Origin of the sequence: Virgibacillus sp. W0181 (genome assembly GCF_051846915.1) — a bacterium.
Classification (GTDB): domain Bacteria; phylum Bacillota; class Bacilli; order Bacillales; family Amphibacillaceae; genus JBPYCR01.
Genome location: NZ_JBPYCR010000001.1, coordinates 92,311 through 109,357, shown reverse-complemented (window position 1 = coordinate 109,357; position 17,047 = coordinate 92,311). Strand labels below are relative to the sequence as shown.

The following is a 17,047-nucleotide window of genomic DNA, read 5'->3' as shown; positions in this document are numbered from 1 at the left end:
TTGAAAAAGAAAATTATCATAACCGTCCTAGTTTTCATAGGATTCGTTGCTGTTTACATTTTATGGCCTCGCACAGTTGCACTTCCCAAATTAGTTACCATTAAAGATCCGCACTTGCCTGCGATTACTGGAGAAATTTATACTTTTTCTCCGGAAAAACCAAAGCTTGTAACCTTTTTATATACCTCGTGTCCCGATGTTTGCCCCATGACAGTGATGGATTTAATGAAACTTCAACAATCCTTGGAAAATAGAGAGGTTAGCGAACAAGACTACGATGTAATCTTGATTACGCTGGATCCAGAAGTCGATACCGTTGAAAAAATAGAACAATATAAAGGTAATTTTAATATCACTGCTAAGAATTGGCATTTTTTAAGAGGAACAGTTCACCAAACGCAGGAAATCACCAAGCAATTTAACATGGCGTATAAAAAAGACTCTGATGGACTAATTGTACACGGTACGAAGATGTATTTACTGGATGGGAACAATTGGGTCCGGGCTTATCATGATATGAATACGGGGAATAATTCGGTAGATCTTGAGCTGTTAGCGGAAAATATCACAGCTCTTATCGATTAGGCAGCACCAAAAGTGACTTTTATAGGCTGAAGAACCAACCCAAAAGAAATTTGAGCCATATATTAACAATAAATAGATGTAGGAAAACTAATGAAAAGGTAGAAGGGAGAGAAGAATTGGAGAGGAAAAAGTTTGCAATTAATACAAAGCAGCCAGTAGAGAGACCATCATTTTCTTCACCGACAAGCGCTGTTTCGGCCGAAGAAACAAGAATTCTCACTGAGCATATCAGTCAGATGAATGTGTTTAAATTGATTGATTTGTATGCACCACATCGTAAAACATTGACACTCAAGAAATTTTTAAAAATGAAGAGGCATCAGGAAGTGGTCATTACGCCCGTGTTTGATATGGAGAAAAACTCAACGATAACAGGTAAAGTGACAACCGTTGGCAGGGACTTTGTCATGCTGACCAACTTGCAAAAACGGATTTGGCTCCCATATACCGCGATCGAATCAGCGAATATTCCATTTGGAACCCCTACGTACTCTAACCCGCACCAGAATCATATATATGATAATCAATTAAGACAAAAGATCGTTCTTAGATTTGGAGAAACAGTCTCGAAACGAGATGCTTTAGTACAGCAATTTTTTGAAGAGTCAATGAGAACGAATTTGGAAACATGGGAAGGAACATGGGTGGAGGTAAAAACATCTGACCAAACAACAGTAGGAAAAATCGTAAAAACAGACATGAAAAACTTATATCTAAAATCGAAAACGTGTATTCCGCTAATGAATATTCAATCCGTTACGACAATCAGGTTAATGACAATTTGGAAGGAATTGCTTAAGTACCTCGTTTAATGTGGTCTCACAACAGATAACGGTGTAAGTGAGATTAAGGTGCAGACGCATATTGTTCTGTGAAATTTTAATGAGTTGGCTAAGTAAAAAATGTGTCAAGCTTAAGGGCGAACCTTTCATAAGGGAGCCAACTCCAAAGGCAAGGGTATTTTGGTGTTAAATAGAATTCAATAGGTAAGGCATAAATGAACACAATAGAAAGAGGGAGATTTGATGAGTAATCATGAGGAAAAGTCAAATGAAGAAGCGTTAAATGAGATACACTCAATGGATGAGAGGCTGCTAACGGATCTAAAAAGCATGAAGGGAGAAGAATTGTTGGTCATTACAAAAGCAGTTCAACTCAACCTACTAGGCCAAGTATTCCGACCGATTTTCTGCGGAACGATTGATGAAGTAACGGAAAGCCACATTACATTGTCACCAGTGACGATCAAAATGGTGAATGCCCCTTTCTATGAAAGCCCATTTCCATTAAGCATTCCGCTTGAAAAAGTCAGTGCATTTTCAACAGAAGTCCCTTGCGATTTGGTATTCCCATTAACATAACGGGAGCGGGGCACAAGGGTATCATAATCCCATTTCTATAACACTATTAAGGAGGGTTTACTCATTGGATGAACTAAGACAAATGAGTACGGTCAACGTTGTAAGAGATGATGCCATTGAAAAGCATTTTAGAAGAAATAAAGGAAGGAAAGTCTTTATTTTAACAGAATCCTTCCCGTTCCTGTTTATTGGCATTATCAAAGATGTGATGGAAGATATAGCAGTATTAGACGTTCAGACGTCTCATGTCCCAGCTTTGGAGGGAAGAGAATGGTTTGTTCATATCCATTCAATCGAAGTCTTCTATATTGAAACAGGTAGGGGTACGAAAATTCCAGACCTAAAAGATTAAAAGAGAAGAGGGTGTTAAATGATACGAAGATACCACGTGGTTGCCATCCCGATACGAATTGTCGTCAATACCTTTGGTGATCACAACCCAAATGGAATGATGTATGTATTAAAAGAAAATGAGCAAAAAGTGAAAAGATTAGTCAAAAAGAATCCTTTCACTCCTGTCGAACTCGTTCAGCCTTTAGCAATTCGGGCGAATGAGGGCGATATAGTGGAAATTCAATTTGAAAACAAACTGCCGTTTAACACAGGTATTCATTTTCAGGAAGCGGATTATGATGTTTGTCAATCCGATGGTACCATGGTGGGCTTTAATAAAGACACCACAGTAGCACCGAACGAATCCATTCTTTATCGTATCCATGCTGTTGCAGATGGGAAATATTTCTTTTCCGATTTAGGAAACCAATCGAGCACAGAAAATGGTACAAATGGAAATGGACTGTTCGGCGCTCTAGTGGTTCAAAATCGGTTTTCCTGGTGGACTGACCCAATTACAGGAAAGGAATCTAACAGCGGATTGTATGCGGATATTCATCATCCACTGCTGCCATCTTTCCGCGAATATGTTTGGATGTTCCATGATGAAATGGAAGTAGATGATATAACTGGAAACCGTCCGATTAATCACATTTCTAATCAGGAAGAAGATTCATTCCATGGAGCGAACTACCGTTATGAACCTGAAAATCGACGCTCGCAGCTGCTTGCCGAAGGGGTTGTGTGCCCAAATTGTGAAGGAGAGGAAGTCCATCACGATTCGTGGGTGTTTGGGGACCCATCCGCTCCCATTTTGAGAGGGTACGTTGGTGATCCAGCTAAAATTCGCCTTTTTCATGGAGGAATGAAGGAAACGCATGTATTCCACTACCATGTCCATCAATGGTTTAGTGATCCTAAGGACTTATCTTCAGAAATCTTTGATGCCCAAGCGATTAGTCCACAGTCTCACTATACGATTTCTCCCCTATATGGGTTAGGAAGTCTGCAGGGTTCGATGGGTGATGCGGTAATTCACTGTCACCTTTATCCACACTTTGCGGCCGGTATGTGGGGAATGAATCGCGTATTTGACACTCTTCAAGATGGCAGCCAGTGCTATCCAAATGGTGAGACTATTGCAGCACTTCAACCGCTTCCAGATCGACCGAAGCCTCCAAAGCCAACTAAATTGAGACCAGGATTTCCGAATTTTATACCTGGCAAGGTTGGAAATAAAGCACCTCGCCCTCCACTCGGCATTGTTGGAGGAAGAGGACTGACGGAGCTTGAGCGACATGCTGCGATCCCTAATTCTAGACCAGGAGCGGTATTTACAGACCCTTGCCCAGAGGGAGTGAAGGTTAAAGAGTTTAATGTTTCAATCATTGAGTTAGACATTGTTTATAATAAACACGGCTGGCACGATCCAAAGGGGCGAATCTTCGTTCCTGACGAAGACTTAGAGGCCATTTGTTCAGGTGAAAAGGAACCAGAACCGCTTGTCATCCATGCCCCAGCAAATACGTGTATTCAAATTAATTATACGAACCGACTCCCGCATATTTTAGATGGTGATGCCTTCCAGCTTGTAACGAGAACGTATGAAAATGGGTTTCATATTCACTTTGTAAAATTCGATGTACTTGTATGTGATGGAGCAAATGTTGGGTGGAACTATGATTCATCTGTCTTACCAGGCGAAACAATCCGATATTCCTATTTTGCCGATGTTGAATTGAAAGCATGGTACTTCCATGATCATCTATTCCCATTGGCTCATCAACATCACGGTGTGTTTGGCTCCGGTGTCATACACCCGCGTTTTTCAACGCTCCTTGATTCGAAGACGGGTAAAGAAGTGGATCATGGCACACAGGTAACCGTCGAAAATCCATTCATCCCAAATTACCGTGACTTTGCTTTATTCACACAAGATTTCACTCAATTATTTGACGAAGACGGCAAACCTATCAATCCGCCCCCTTTCCCGGCTTCACAGGATGATCCTGGAGTATTTGGAGTGAATTATAAAAATGAGCCGCTCCAGTTTCGTTTAGGTCCTGATTGTGATCCGGCTTACAGTTTTAGTTCTCACGTCCATGGGGATCCGGTTACACCGATTTTATACGCTTATGAGGGCGATCCGATTCGCATCAGACTATTGCAAGGGGCGCAAGAAGAATCCCACAGCTTTAATGTTCACGGGCTAAAATGGCTGCAGGAAAGGGGGGATCTATTATCTAGTCTTAACTGCCAGAACCATATTGGAATTTCGGAGTCGTTCACTTTTGAAACCTTTATCCCTAGAGCCGGAGACTATTTGTGGGCCTTTGAAACGGAAGAGGATTTATGGCATGGGCTATGGGGATTAATTCGGGCATACGGTGAACGTGTTCCAGACCTCATTCCTCTAGCGGATCGGCCTGCACCGCCAAAGCGCGGTAAACCGTTTCCAGAATGTACAGGGAAGGTGCCGCAATCAGCAAAAGACCCTACCCTCTTGCCGGTTAAAGGGCCTGTTCGAAAATTTGATATTGTTGCTTTTCAAACTCCAATCGAATACAACCGATACGGTGATCACGACCCGCATGGAATCATTTTTGCCTTACGTGAAGAAATGGATGATATTTTAAGCGGAAGAAAGAAACCAGAGCCATTGATTATTCGAGCCAATGTGGGTGATACAGTCGATGTTACCTTGACAAGTATGCTGAAATTTGATTTGTTCCCATTTAAAGATGGGATCTATCCCTACCCGATAGTGAAAGAACAAGCATTCTATCCGCCGTCCTTAAGAATATCACTTCATCCACAACTGATCGATTATGACGTTAAGACATCCTCAGGAGAAACCGTAGGATTTAATGACGACCAAACAGTGGGGCCAGGTGAGACTATTAACTACCGCTGGTTTGTAGACAGCCAAGTTGGAGCTTGCGGATTATGGGATATGGCTGATTTTCGTAATCACAAAGGGCATGGCACTTTCGGAGCTTTTATTGCTGAACCTAGAGGGACCGAATATTTAGATCCGTATACCCTTAAACCTGTTAGGACTGGTGCCAATGTGATTTTACGGAACTCATTACTGCCTGATACGAGAGAGTTCGCTCTAATCATGCATGACGGTGTAAGACTGCTAGACAAAGACGAACAAATTATCTTTGATCCTGTTGACAGTATCCTCTTAGCACCACCAGAAATTGATGAGGACCTTCTTGATACGTACGACCAGGGATCACGCGGATTTAATTACCGTTCTGAGCGTCTCATAAACCGCTATCGCGAACATCCTGAGCTACATGAACTATTTTCCTCCATCGTGTTTGAAGACCCAGCAACACCTCTGTTTGAAAGCTATTTAGGTGACCCAGTTACAATTCGGTTAGTGACTCCAGCAGAAAGACGCCGTTCACACACCTTCCACCTGCACGGACACCGCTGGCACTTCGATTCAAAGGATATGAATTCACGTATTGAATCGGTCGTTGGCCATCAGGTAGCTGGAGCTATTCGCAATCTACCGCTCTTGGGTGGGGCTGGATCAGTATCTGGTTTTCCTGGTGACTATATGTATCGCTCAGGTAATATTCGCTGGGATATCGAGGCAGGAATGTGGGGGATTATGAGGGTGCATCAGGATCCTCAAAAACACTTGCCTCCACTAAAACACTAAAGGTAGTTCTAACCATCTAGATTCCTTGGAACGTTTAGAAGATAAGAAGGAATGGTGTCTGGCACTAAGTAAATAAAGAAGGGGCGAAAAAGCTTACACTGATTCCCTTTACTTAGTGTCCGCCACCATCGCATACATAAAAAGGTTCTTAAGGAAGGAGGTGAATAAGATGAAGTTTGTGACGAGGAAGAACCTTCCTCTTGTTGAAGAAGCCCCGATTGAAGACTTTTGTACTGATCATCGTTGTTGCCCAGATAGGTTTCCAACTGCGGAATTCCCATCCCCAACAAGTTGCCTATCCATTGACGAATTAGAAGAACTAGAAAAGGAAATTGCTGTTGCAAATGAATTACTTCTTGATCTGGCATTAGATAACAGACCGCCGGAAGAGACGTTTCGCAAGGCCCTTTTCGGATTGGAAGGGTTATTTGTGGAAGTGAAACTACTCACAGGTCAAACCGTAGAAGGGAAAGTTCACACGGCTGGCTTTGACTTTGTTGTCTTACTAGATGACAAGATGGAGACCATTCTACCATACCGTGTCATCGGAAAGGTGGAACCAAAAGGGCGGTTTGCGGAACACGAGCATGAAGCACAATTGCGCGATATTGACCCTTGTCTGCGTCGTGATATTACCAGTTTTTTTGGTGCTACAGTTGCTTCATCGCCAAAATTACTGCATCTATTCTTCCGAATGCGGTTAAATATATATTTACTGTTTCTTGAAACAAAAACTATTGAAATCACGATGGATGATGAGGTGATTAAAGGGTTCGTAACCGATGTGAACAAAGAAACCATTGTTTTAAAGGTGGAAAAGGATGTAAAAATAATCTCTATGGAAAAAATCATAATGATATCAATAAAAAAAGAGAATTGAACTAAAAATCTGACTCGGTTTATGTGATCGAGTCAGGATTACAATATTGCACATTCACTTAGCATTTATTTATATACCACGCATTTCCTTGCTTCATAAATTGATTTATCCCTGAAATTTAACAAGACTTCACTTAAGGGAACCCACCAAAATTATAAGAAATATTCATGATATAATAGTTATTACTAGAACAAACTAAATATTTGTTGTAAAAAACACGAACTACATGCTCACATATAGACAAGCATAGGAACGTTAAGGTAATCCTCCTTACTACCTAATGACTATAAGCCCAACAGGAGGTAGAGGGCTAGAGAGCTGGCAGGGATTACTATCGTAATAAGCTTTCAAACACAAAAAGTCCTGTTAAACCTAGTGGTTGATTTTTTTGCGGAATTGCCAGTAACCTATAGATTCTTGAGCTAGTCTCTTAGGAAATAACTGTTATCCTTCTGGGCACACCCTACCGATCTCCTTTTTGGCAGGACCATGAAAATAATTTACTAAGTGCACACGGTACGAAGGGAATTTGTATCCTAACTGCATAAATAGGTGTAAGAAGATTAACATTGCTTTTAACAGAACTTAACAAACGCATAATAGAAATCCTCATCCAATAATTTTAAATTTTAGTTTTTCTTGTCATGTTTAATCGTAATCGATCTAATTTTATCGAGTGGAATAAAGGAGGTTAATGTTTTCACTACCTTTTCTGGAGTTTCATTTGACTCAGTTTCAGAGGATTGAACCTTTTTATGTTCTTGTTTTTCACTATTCGTTGAAATTAGGAGAAAATCAGGCTGTGACTTCTGCGCAGGTTTAACAGTCGAATGATGTGAATGTTGATGTGGATATATTTCTACTAGGTCTTTGTACATTTCCTCTTTAATCGTGGATGGCTTTTCAGTGTCGCTATCGATTACTCTTTCTTCTGCATCCTCTATCTTTGAACGGAGTGTTTGTTCTACTTCTGAACCATCTACTGCAGGTGAATTTTTATTTTCCATATCTGGAATTATTCGGTTCAGAGATATTGAGGAATTTACTTCATTCCTACGTGTAGGGAAATCATCTTTTCGCTGAATAGTTATTTCGGATGGTGCAGTAGTATGAGATGGGGAAGTTTTGTTATTCTCAACGATCACAGGTTTGGCGTTGTCTTGTTTATGTGAGGCTGTCTTTTTATTATTTTGAGGTTCGTAATTGCCTGTTTTTTTATCAGTATTAATTGGTTTTTCTGTCGTGTGTCGACGTTTTGCTTTGCTAATCAATTTAGGTTTTACCCATTGAATTCCACAAATGGCATTGAGGGAAACAACAACTTGAGTAGTATAGGAAATCGTATGAGTTTTTTGATTTACCGGGAATAGGGTGATACATTTTTGGTTTTCAAGGTAGTCCGCAAACATAAAAAGGTGAGTGCTAAAATAATCTTTGGAGTTATTTTTTCCAATAGCTTTAAAGGTAGTTCCATTTTGCGAATAGATAATGAGAAAAGGCAGCCTTTGTTTAATCAGAAGACAGGAATTATTCTTGATTTGGTCATGTATTTTTTGGAACATGTCTTTCATGGCATTACCCCTCCTATCTTTATGGAATTTAAACGCTCTATGATTTGAGGGGATGAACAAAGTAATCCCCTCACAAAGAAGGTCTATAAAACGCAATTGCTACTACTTACATGTGCAAGGGCCTGGGCATCCGCAATGGTGTTCCATATGGTTGATTTTTTCCAGCGAGAAAATCACTGTATAGCTTTTCTTTCTCTTGTTATTCTTACTCCCTTGCTCCTCTATTTCAGTAATACCCTGTGCATCCGTTTCATCCGGAGAACCCGAGGCATCTACAGAAGCAGGATCTATTTCTTCTGATCCAGTATGAGGATATCTGTGATCAACCATTAATTCAACAAAGTTTGACCCAACATGACAGATCTCACCACGGACGGTTTGATCATCTTCTAGGCGAATCTCTACATGACAACCAACTAATTGTCGGAGACGGAAGTTCAACCCATCTTGTAACCCACCTAAACGTAACCTAAAGTCATCGTCACAAATGAACCGTCTGCATGATCCATGGTGACAGCAAACACACTGGCAATGTCGGTGAGGATGCTTGCAATCGTGATGGTGGCTGTAAGACGACATCGGTTCATGGCTGTCCTTACAACGACAAACATTATGGCTATGTTCGCAAACGCGACAGTGGTAATTATTGTGCTTATCAGACGAGTTAAGGGAATAACCGCAGTTTGGACAATGGTGAATTTGCATAATACAACTCCTTTCGAATAATTTACCAAAATATTCACTTCATCATTTTGCACAGTACTAAAACCATAGTGTTTTAGATACTACAGTATATGAATTTTTTATTACTTCGATTGGACACAAGACTTAAATGTGGCAATGGGACGAGGGGAGGCTGAAGAAAAGACTGATATAACGCTTTCGAAAGATTACTGAGAATTCCTTAAAGAATATGGCTTTGGAAATGTAGGTCAGATTAAAATTATTGGATGAGGGCCACTTGTTAAGAGCGGTGAACATAAAAAAATATAGATAAATGATGGTTATATCGTTTAAAATTAAAAGAAATCGTTAATAGAACTAGAGAAAGGGGAGGCGGTAGTATGAAAACAAGTCGTATGGAAGCGTTTAGTGATGGTGTACTAGCAATTATAATTACTATTATGGTATTAGAGCTAAAGCCACCTACAGTCATTGATAAAGAAGCATTCTTGGTACTAATTCCGACTATCGTGAGTTATATGTTAAGTTTCGTTTATGTCGGAATTTATTGGAACAATCATCATCATTTACTACATAAATTAAATCGTCTAAATGGTCAAGTACTTTGGAGCAATCTTCACTGGTTGTTTTGGATGTCATTAATTCCGTTTTCGACGGCTTGGGTTGGAATGAACCCGTTAGAAGCTGTGCCAACATTATTTTATGGCGTTATCCTTTTACTGTGTGCCGTCTCATACTTGTTCTTACAAAAGAAAGTCGTTCAATGTGAAGGGAAAGGTTCTGATTTGGCTAAAGAAATCGGCTTTGACTGGAAAGGGAAAACTTCGATGCTATTGTATGTAACGGGTATTGCATTTGCATTTTGGGTCCCGATAATTTCTTACGTTACTTATTTAATTGTTGCGATTATATGGTTCATCCCAGATACGCGGATAGAAAAAACCATTGTGCAATAATCGGATTGTATTGCAATGTGTGTAACATTTACTACATATAAACGGTCTAATGGAAACTCGACAGAGAAGAGGAACGCATATGGGCAAGAGAATATTTTTGATCATACTAAAATAACTCTTTGACAGCATCCCACATTAACCCGGGAATTCCTCAATTAGGAACCCGGGTTTTCATGCTCATTCAGTTATGTTTCAACCTAAATGATCGTTTCAAGTTAACTTAACTGGAGCGAAGAGTAATTCAGGAAGAGGTAAGAGATGTTCTAAAAACGATGCAACTAGCCGAAAAAAACGTTTACTCCTTCGTCATATTTAGAACAGGTCGTAGTACATAGCTTGCTAATTTTACTGGATCAATTGATTTTGTTTGAAATAACTTTTCACCCAAGTATCCTTGAAGCGATCGGATCATTCGATCTAACCCTTCGTTAGATAATTTTTCTAAAGACCTTCTTAGTACAAGAGAGTTTTCATAGCTTTGACGAACGGGTTTCATTAATTCCTCATAATTATCTATACCGCATAAATCATAAGCAGCATAAATTCCGCTTAAAATAGAGGGGTACTGGCCAAAGCCCATAAACGGCATCATTGTACCCAAGCAATTGCCAACGTAAAATGTATTACCTATTCTCGGAGATAGACAGATACCCATTGGGTAACGGGTAATTTGAAACCGATCAGTAATTGGTAGCTCCTGTTTTAGTTGAGATTGAATATTTGAGTAGAATCGATCCCAAAGGTCGCTAATATTTACATCAGCGTTTTCAGGTAGATCAGGAATTGCTAGGGAAACATTCGTCTCCTTTTCTGAGTATGGAATAAGGTAACAATACCCATAAGGAGAAACGTCATAATCAATCCAGGCCATTACTCTGTTCGGGTCGAATGTACCTTCAACTGTTGCCCCTTTTATAGATACAGACAAATCTTCTTTGAAGTTTTTATGTTCACTTGCATAAGCCCCATCTCCAGTTGCCATGACCACATGCGTATATTCCGTACGTAATTGTTCAAATGTATACTCGGAGTTGAAATGAATAGTTGACTTAGTTTGTCGTTCTAGTTGGGACTCAAAAGAATCTTGATTTCTACCTCGAATATTTGTAAATCCTAGATGCCCCTCGATTTTTGCCTTTTCATTTTTTGAAAAAAGCTCCATACTTTGAATAGTGGATGTTGGTTTGAGATATATGCCATACCTATTTGAAAGATCAGCAATACAGTCGTCAATTGGTCGGTTTAGAATATCAAGTAACACTTCTCCATTTACAAATCTGTCACCTACCCTACTTCCTTTCTCATATATCGTTGGGGAAATACCGTTCTTTTCAAGCGTTATCGCACAAGCTAAACCAGAAAGTCCGGCACCCATAATAGCGACTTTCATTTAAGATTACCTCCAAAAAAATCTTTATAGTAATGGTTCCCTTATTAAGGTAATTAATGTAATGATGATCGCTTTTTAAATATGAAGAAAATGACAAGTATAAGAGCATTCCTTGTGCTGCCTGGCCGGGAAGTAAATTTTTAAAAATAAACATCAACTTAATTCATTAAAAAAGCTATTTAGCGAAAACATCTAACTCTTAACCATAAATGTACTTATCACGAAAATGATGTGGATGGGTATACTGGAAGGAATTCTGAAAAAGATTGACGTGAAAGCTAAGACAGTGCTACGGTTTTTATTGACTCCGTTTGACATCTCAAGTAACAGAGATTTTGTTTAACGGATTTCGATGACGGAAGAAAAAAAGGCAATCTTCAGCAGATACGACTGTGAAAAACCTTTCTATTGTATAAGTGCATCTTAAGCTATCGTCATCAAGACTTGGCGATTGTTAGCTAAGCAATTTAATCGTTTATAAGGGAGCTTTATGAATGAAAAACGTTATCCTAGGGTTATCTTCTATTATGATGGTGGCCTTAATTATTGGAACTTACTTTTATCAAAATCAAAACTCTATCGTAATTCCGGAATTGAACGAGCAAACGGAATCCGCAGATAATACAAAATCACCAAATGCAGCGGAACAATCTCAATCGCAGTCTGAACCATTACAGCCAGTAAACAACGAGAATATTAGCTATACTTTACAAAACGATGAGCTAAACATTACCTATGACGAAGGAAGTGACTGGGTTAAAGTTCCGATTGAAAAAGATTTTTTATTTGAAGGGGAGTATAGGGGGAACAAGCAAGAATTAATTGATGGCAGTTATATACTTAACGAAAACCGTGCTGCATTTTTATATTCGGAGGGTGTAAACAGAAAATCAAAAAAAATCGTAATAACCTATTCCCTTGATCGAGGGAAAACATGGCATGATCGTGTTGTTACGAAACCTTTCGCGCCTATGCGTTTTAGAAAAGTAGATTTCTTAAATGATCAGTTTGGATATATTGTTATCTCTGGTGGGCGTACCATGTCTCAAGAGCTTTCAATTGTCTTTTTAACCCATGATGGCGGACAAACTTGGGTGTCTACAGCAGAACTACCTACAACGAGATTAATTGCGTTTGGTGGATTTGTTGATGAAACGACTGGATTTTTATCCTATGGAACAATAAATCCTGAAGAGCCGGATGTTTATGTTACACAGAATGGTGGAGAATCTTGGAATCAAGCAGTTTTTAATATCCCGGAAAAATATGACCGAGTCTTTGTTCAGGCAGAAGTACCGGTAATAGAAGACGATCATTTGACAGTTCTCGTTAATCAAGGACCGAATGGGGATTACGAAGGCGGTAACATAAAAGGAAAGTTTATCTCAGAAGACAACGGATTAACATGGAAGTTTTCGACGGAGGTACAGCCAAATGAATCCGAATAAAAATAAATCGTTTAAAATCGTCGGTTGGATTCTTTTTCTATTTGCTATAGGCCTTTTTTGTTTGCAAATGGGATATTTATTCGTCCATGAAAGAGTTGAAGTAGAGTATATCGATAACCGATTATTTTACATCATCAATATTATGTGTGCTATTTGTTTATATATTTCAATACTACTTCTGCTTAGCCTCACAAGGAGATTTAAATTGATAGGAGTTGTCGCTGTAGGTATGTTCATTATCGTACACGCCGTATTGCTTGTTGATAGTAACAAGGAAATAAAAAACATCATAAGCGTTTCACCTGATTTCAAGCACGTTTTTTCCATTAAAGAACATGTAGACAGCGGGGAATCCGTTTACTATAGGTCGTATTACGGTATTTTAGGTCGTCCAAAAGAAACATTGCCATATGAAATAGATGGAAAACATCAAGTGGAATGGCTAGCAAATGATGTTGCAGCTTTTACATATCAAACAGCGGAAGATACCATCCAGCAATTTGTTGGCACTTATGGCGATCGTAAAAATGGTTTGTCCTACTATTATGTCGGAGCAGAGATTCATGGAGAATGGCAAGGTGATAATGTTAAAGTGGTCAGTGAACAAGAGGGAATCTCTATTACCGAAAATAATAAAACAGAATTATTTGCATGGGATGATATTCAGCAGTTTGGGACACTTGCTATTGTTTTAGTGAGTGACAATGAAGCTGGTTGGATTATATCTTTAAATGAAGATTTTGTAGTACATTCCGATGTTTCTAAACCGACAACGGGAAGCCTTAGTCTATACAAAGCCACGATGGAAGAAAACGAGCCGTTAACGCTGCGCTATAAGTCATCAAATTAAAATATAAAAATATTAGGAGGCGAAGAAAGTGAAAATAAAAACATTTTATGGATTTTCTGAAAAAGGGCTGGATAAGAAGGTTAATGAATTTTTAAATGATTATTCGATTGAAGTAGTGGATATTAAATTTTCCACTCCAATCTTCTTTTTCAGCGCAATGGTTATGTATAAGGAAAGAATATAGTTTGCTAATGATGAATGGGAGATAGATGAAAGCCACTGTCATTCACTTTTTGATTCAGGAGATTATCGACTGTTACATATTTTTCACTTAAGTCATAACGGCCACTTTGTATTAGATTACATTTAGGCTTGCACATTAGTAGCGTTTATCGGTTCTGATAAAAATCATAAAAAAAGATGGTGTAACAAATTCCCCTAATGCCTGCTAGCATTGAAAATAGGCAGGATTGAAGAGGCGGAAGATAAAGTGTATTATCGAAATAATAGTTCAATGTGTCAATGGCTATAAGCCGATTGGGGGCAGGATTAATGATTTTAAAATTAATTATAGATTTATTGTTTCTTGTTATCTTCGGATTTTTTCTCTATCAGTTTATTCAGGTTCTCTTCAAAATGAATCAGAAAGTTATTTTTCCTAAAACGAATGAAGATATTTCTGCTATTCGACAACATCCGGAAAAGCCTGTTGATTTTCCTACATATGCCAAGCAAAAGATTGGCATTATTATTTATTCCCTTATGCTACTATTTGTAATGACGATGTTTTTACTAGGCGCTTTTTTCCAACTGTTTGATTGGTCTTTATACTTATTATTATTTCTTCCAATAGCTAATTCCCACAGTCTGTTAAATTTATTTGCCATTGTTGATGACGGATTGCTTAGCGGAAGGCGTTTTATTCCGTGGCATAAGATAAAATCCTATCAATTTGTTCCCATTGACATAAATCACAAATATTATGGCTTTTCACTAGAAGCAAATGCTGGTTATGAGTTGAAAGTAAAGACAAAAGGCTTTCCGTTAAGTTTTATCATTACTACGGATGAAATGAAGGGAAAATTAAACAGGATGTTAAGTCAACATGTAAATGCAAATGATGAACAGCCAGCACTTAAAGAATCGAGGTGACTAAGATGGATAATAGAATAAAGGGATTAATTGATTTTACATATAGAAAATTTGGTTTAAATAATTATTATTTACAGCGTTATCACCTTGATCGGAGCGTAAATATTTTCAATAAAACGATATATACATTATGCATGGAATGGTTTCCTAATCATTTAAAAGAATTAGAAGATGATGATTTAAATCCGGAGGGTACAGCAGTCATAGAGATCAACATTCATAGCAGAAAGTTTGAGCGTGTAATTTTTGTCGGGGGAACATCGTATGCAGATGGGCTCATTTTTCCGGATATGAATATAGAGACCATCGTAAAGTGGATCGAACAGGAGACAGGTCTATCATATGGAGAGGAATTTCAACTGCATAAAGCCGAAAAAGGGGAGTTTCATTTTAAACAACACTTCGCTGGTGTAGCAATTTCTCCCTCCGGTTCGATTGAGGTTAAAGTTGACCTAGAAGGAAAGCTTACTTTCTTTGCTGTTCATGGGGAATTTCTTTTTTCGGATAAAATAAAAAATGAAAGATATACGCTATCCCTTGAAAAAATAGAAAACTTCGCAAAAGAACAACTGGGGCTTGTTGAATTTCCTTTATTTGAACAGGAAAAATTAATGCCTGTTTATGCGGTGGAAGAAGTCTATATTACGAATGATCAAACATCGATGATACCGTTTGAATTCATTGTGGATGAACGGTCACGGACTAAAATAGATCAAACGTTGTATTGGGAAGCTCCTATACATCAAACTTTTGAAAGGCAAGAGATTCAGATGACAGAGGATGTAACAATCGAACAGGCATTTTCAGGCGAGTCCTCTCCTGATTCATTTCCGATAACCAAAACGGAACATCAGAAATGTGTTGAAGCGGTCAGCACCTTTTTGCGCAAGGAATATCCAAACGATACTGGTAAATGGATTTTAAAAACACTTCACCGTGATAAAGAATACATTCATGCAACATTAAGAGTAAATAAGCAAGATGATCGGGTATTTCAACGAAAAATAAACGTGATGATTGGTGCTAAGAGTTTTCAGCCACTCAATTACATTGATAATCAACCGATGCTAGAGATGATTGAAGAATTTCAAGCACCGGAACAAGTAACAATAACAAAAGAAGCGGCGTATGAAAAACTTAAGAAATTATTTAAGCTAGACCCTTATTATGTATATGATTTTGAGCAAAAACAGTACGTTTTATGTGGAAGATTGGATTGTCTATACGGTGTAGATGCATCAACCGGGGAAATAGTTGCATTAGATGATATATCATAGACAAAAGGGGGGATTTTTTATGGATAATAATACGGGAGTAACGGAATGTCCAAAATGTGGTGAAAAAGAATTGGGGAAAGGGAAACAAAGTGGCTATTCAGCCATGCATCCAGATAACAAAATGAGTTTCGGCTCGACGATCGAGTATATTATTTGCACAAACTGCGGATTTATCATTGAAGGGTATGTGAAAAAACCAGAGAAATTTAAAGGGACTTTATTTTAAAAAATCTTGTCGTTTATTTTCATAAGTTTCCCTTTTTTTAAAAAAAAGGTCAGAGAGTATAAAGTTTTGCTCATAGCTGTCTAGCTTAAGCGCCCAGAAACTAGGCGATTTCCCGCAGCGCCTTACAATAAGTCATCATCGATTCGCACAGCTCATCGTGATTCCTTTATCTCAGTTGCTTCGGTCCAGTCGCTACGTTTCAAAGCAGGGCGCTTGCGCTTTTCTTCACGTGTGAAGAGGGAAGCTCAACGGTAAATGGTAGGCAATTCCAGCCTCGTTAAATCTGTTGTATCTTTGTCCAACTGGCCTTGTTGTATTTCTACCGTTAACTTCTGAATATTTTTCGTATGGGGCGGCAGCTGTTATTTGGAGTTAATTCTCGTATTCATTCCCCAATAATTATTTGCAGCCGCAACGGTTTGATAATGAATAGCGATCACTTGTGAAGCAGCTATTAGACTATCGGCATCCCGTGAATATTTCGGACGCAGTTTTTTTCTGATGCTTTCGGATGGCTGCGTATATTCGATACCTTTTTGAGCGAGTTTAATCGCCAGCTCAAATCCTTCTTGTGGTGTTGCTGTTTTTAAGTTTTTAATCCATCTTTCCACAAAACCCATCTCCTTTATAAAATCTTACATTAGTATATAACCTATAAGTCCTAAAGGTTCATTGTTCAATTTTATTGAAATTTCATTCGTATCGACGGGGGAGA

18 protein-coding genes are annotated in these 17,047 nt (G+C 38.6%); 13 read left to right on the top strand and 5 right to left on the bottom strand.

What is annotated here, in order from left to right; all coding sequences use genetic code 11:
* From ACLIBG_RS00545 to ACLIBG_RS00520, 6 genes are all read left to right on the top strand, one after another.
* Positions 1-585, top strand: coding sequence for an SCO family protein (locus tag ACLIBG_RS00545; RefSeq protein ID WP_439310746.1), 585 nt, complete (start codon positions 1-3; stop codon positions 583-585).
* A 116-nt stretch (positions 586-701) separates the two neighbouring features.
* A complete protein-coding gene (locus ACLIBG_RS00540) occupies positions 702-1,397 on the top strand; it encodes a hypothetical protein (protein WP_439310745.1) in 696 nt (231 codons plus the stop codon).
* A 213-nt stretch (positions 1,398-1,610) separates the two neighbouring features.
* A complete protein-coding gene (locus ACLIBG_RS00535; protein ID WP_439310744.1) occupies positions 1,611-1,946 on the top strand; it encodes a hypothetical protein in 336 nt (111 codons plus the stop codon).
* Positions 1,947-2,010: 64 nt separating this feature from the next.
* Positions 2,011-2,298, top strand: a complete 288-nt coding sequence (locus tag ACLIBG_RS00530) for a hypothetical protein (RefSeq protein ID WP_439310743.1) — start codon at positions 2,011-2,013, stop codon at positions 2,296-2,298.
* Between the two features lie 18 nt (positions 2,299-2,316).
* Entirely contained in the window at positions 2,317-5,958 is a 3,642-nt protein-coding gene (locus tag ACLIBG_RS00525; protein ID WP_439310742.1) for a multicopper oxidase domain-containing protein, read from the top strand.
* 169 nt (positions 5,959-6,127) lie between these two features.
* Positions 6,128-6,838 carry a hypothetical protein gene (locus tag ACLIBG_RS00520; protein WP_439310741.1) on the top strand — a complete coding sequence of 237 codons (711 nt, stop codon included), beginning with the start codon at positions 6,128-6,130 and terminating at the stop codon, positions 6,836-6,838.
* A 629-nt stretch (positions 6,839-7,467) separates the two neighbouring features.
* Here ACLIBG_RS00520 and ACLIBG_RS00515 read toward each other — a convergent pair.
* From ACLIBG_RS00515 to ACLIBG_RS00505, 3 genes are all read right to left on the bottom strand, one after another.
* Positions 7,468-8,409, bottom strand: coding sequence for a hypothetical protein (locus ACLIBG_RS00515; RefSeq protein WP_439310740.1), 942 nt, complete (start codon positions 8,407-8,409; stop codon positions 7,468-7,470).
* 102 nt (positions 8,410-8,511) lie between these two features.
* The gene (locus tag ACLIBG_RS00510; RefSeq protein ID WP_439310739.1) at positions 8,512-8,850 is read right to left on the bottom strand and encodes a hypothetical protein; all 339 of its coding nucleotides are present in this window, start codon (positions 8,848-8,850) and stop codon (positions 8,512-8,514) included.
* Positions 8,851-8,867: 17 nt separating this feature from the next.
* On the bottom strand, positions 8,868-8,996 hold the full coding sequence (locus tag ACLIBG_RS00505; RefSeq protein WP_439310738.1) for a hypothetical protein: 129 nt from the start codon (positions 8,994-8,996) through the stop codon (positions 8,868-8,870).
* A 477-nt stretch (positions 8,997-9,473) separates the two neighbouring features.
* Between ACLIBG_RS00505 and ACLIBG_RS00500 the strand changes: the two genes are divergently transcribed.
* Complete coding sequence (locus ACLIBG_RS00500; RefSeq protein WP_439310737.1) at positions 9,474-10,049, top strand: TMEM175 family protein; 576 nt, start codon at positions 9,474-9,476, stop codon at positions 10,047-10,049.
* 295 nt (positions 10,050-10,344) lie between these two features.
* On the opposite strand, the gene ACLIBG_RS00495 is transcribed toward ACLIBG_RS00500, so the two are convergent.
* The gene (locus ACLIBG_RS00495) at positions 10,345-11,439 is read right to left on the bottom strand and encodes an NAD(P)-binding protein (protein WP_439310736.1); all 1,095 of its coding nucleotides are present in this window, start codon (positions 11,437-11,439) and stop codon (positions 10,345-10,347) included.
* Positions 11,440-11,933: 494 nt separating this feature from the next.
* Here ACLIBG_RS00495 and ACLIBG_RS00490 point away from each other — a divergent pair, with 494 nt between their 5' ends.
* The 6 genes from ACLIBG_RS00490 (at position 11,934) to ACLIBG_RS00465 (ending at position 16,332) form a co-directional block, all read left to right on the top strand.
* Positions 11,934-12,887, top strand: coding sequence for a WD40/YVTN/BNR-like repeat-containing protein (locus tag ACLIBG_RS00490; protein WP_439310735.1), 954 nt, complete (start codon positions 11,934-11,936; stop codon positions 12,885-12,887).
* The gene (locus ACLIBG_RS00485; protein WP_439310734.1) at positions 12,874-13,737 is read left to right on the top strand and encodes a hypothetical protein; all 864 of its coding nucleotides are present in this window, start codon (positions 12,874-12,876) and stop codon (positions 13,735-13,737) included. Before ACLIBG_RS00490 ends, ACLIBG_RS00485 begins: the two co-directional genes overlap by 14 nt.
* A gap of 28 nt (positions 13,738-13,765) precedes the next feature.
* The gene (locus tag ACLIBG_RS00480) at positions 13,766-13,921 is read left to right on the top strand and encodes a hypothetical protein (protein ID WP_439310733.1); all 156 of its coding nucleotides are present in this window, start codon (positions 13,766-13,768) and stop codon (positions 13,919-13,921) included.
* A 308-nt stretch (positions 13,922-14,229) separates the two neighbouring features.
* Positions 14,230-14,829, top strand: coding sequence for a hypothetical protein (locus tag ACLIBG_RS00475; protein ID WP_439310732.1), 600 nt, complete (start codon positions 14,230-14,232; stop codon positions 14,827-14,829).
* A gap of 5 nt (positions 14,830-14,834) precedes the next feature.
* Positions 14,835-16,106 (top strand): hypothetical protein, encoded by a 1,272-nt coding sequence (locus ACLIBG_RS00470; protein WP_439310731.1) that lies wholly within the window; start codon positions 14,835-14,837, stop codon positions 16,104-16,106.
* 19 nt (positions 16,107-16,125) lie between these two features.
* Positions 16,126-16,332 carry a transcription initiation factor TFIIIB gene (locus tag ACLIBG_RS00465; protein WP_439310730.1) on the top strand — a complete coding sequence of 69 codons (207 nt, stop codon included), beginning with the start codon at positions 16,126-16,128 and terminating at the stop codon, positions 16,330-16,332.
* A gap of 362 nt (positions 16,333-16,694) precedes the next feature.
* Here ACLIBG_RS00465 and ACLIBG_RS00460 read toward each other — a convergent pair whose 3' ends face one another.
* Positions 16,695-16,943 (bottom strand): hexameric tyrosine-coordinated heme protein, encoded by a 249-nt coding sequence (locus ACLIBG_RS00460; RefSeq protein ID WP_439310729.1) that lies wholly within the window; start codon positions 16,941-16,943, stop codon positions 16,695-16,697.
* Positions 16,944-17,047 lie beyond the last annotated feature (104 nt).

Bases quoted from the DNA above. Each gene is read 5' to 3' on its own strand.
- ACLIBG_RS00535 (WP_439310744.1), top strand. From the start codon at position 1,611: ATGAGTAATCATGAGGAAAAGTCAAATGAAGAAGCGTTAAATGAGATA.
- ACLIBG_RS00525 (WP_439310742.1), top strand. From the start codon at position 2,317: ATGATACGAAGATACCACGTGGTTGCCATCCCGATACGAATTGTCGTC.
- ACLIBG_RS00520 (WP_439310741.1), top strand. From the start codon at position 6,128: ATGAAGTTTGTGACGAGGAAGAACCTTCCTCTTGTTGAAGAAGCCCCG.
- ACLIBG_RS00515 (WP_439310740.1), bottom strand. From the start codon at position 8,409: ATGAAAGACATGTTCCAAAAAATACATGACCAAATCAAGAATAATTCC.
- ACLIBG_RS00505 (WP_439310738.1), bottom strand. From the start codon at position 8,996: ATGAACCGATGTCGTCTTACAGCCACCATCACGATTGCAAGCATCCTC.
- ACLIBG_RS00500 (WP_439310737.1), top strand. From the start codon at position 9,474: ATGAAAACAAGTCGTATGGAAGCGTTTAGTGATGGTGTACTAGCAATT.
- ACLIBG_RS00495 (WP_439310736.1), bottom strand. From the start codon at position 11,439: ATGAAAGTCGCTATTATGGGTGCCGGACTTTCTGGTTTAGCTTGTGCG.
- ACLIBG_RS00490 (WP_439310735.1), top strand. From the start codon at position 11,934: ATGAAAAACGTTATCCTAGGGTTATCTTCTATTATGATGGTGGCCTTA.
- ACLIBG_RS00485 (WP_439310734.1), top strand. From the start codon at position 12,874: ATGAATCCGAATAAAAATAAATCGTTTAAAATCGTCGGTTGGATTCTT.
- ACLIBG_RS00475 (WP_439310732.1), top strand. From the start codon at position 14,230: ATGATTTTAAAATTAATTATAGATTTATTGTTTCTTGTTATCTTCGGA.
- ACLIBG_RS00470 (WP_439310731.1), top strand. From the start codon at position 14,835: ATGGATAATAGAATAAAGGGATTAATTGATTTTACATATAGAAAATTT.
- ACLIBG_RS00465 (WP_439310730.1), top strand. From the start codon at position 16,126: ATGGATAATAATACGGGAGTAACGGAATGTCCAAAATGTGGTGAAAAA.